Source organism: Enterococcus sp. C53, from assembly GCF_040887425.1.
Taxonomy (GTDB): domain Bacteria; phylum Bacillota; class Bacilli; order Lactobacillales; family Enterococcaceae; genus Enterococcus_B; species Enterococcus_B hirae.
In genome coordinates, this window is the sequence record NZ_JBFOFT010000038.1 from 1 (window position 1) to 234 (window position 234).

Below are 234 nucleotides of genomic sequence, written 5' to 3' on the forward strand. Positions count from 1 at the left end.
GGGATTGTTAATTGTTGACCTGAATAAATCAAGTTGATGTTTGAGATTGAATTTTTTTCTGCAATAGTTTGGATCAAGGAGTTATCACCAACGTATTTTTGAGAAATCGTTGATAGCGTATCACCTGATTGAACGGTATAAGCTTCGTCCGCATGTGCAGATGTTCCCATAAAGAATAGTGCGCCGGCAGTCAAAGTTGTTCCTAATAGTAATGTTTTAAGTGATTTCATGTAA

At 36.3% G+C, this 234-nt stretch carries 1 protein-coding gene; it reads right to left on the reverse strand.

All coding sequences use genetic code 11. From position 1 onward, the window contains the following. A partial coding sequence (locus tag AB3I42_RS14080; protein ID WP_368022575.1) for a LysM peptidoglycan-binding domain-containing protein occupies nucleotides 1-230 on the reverse strand: 230 nt, incomplete at its 3' end. Nucleotides 231-234: the final 4 nt, after the last annotated feature.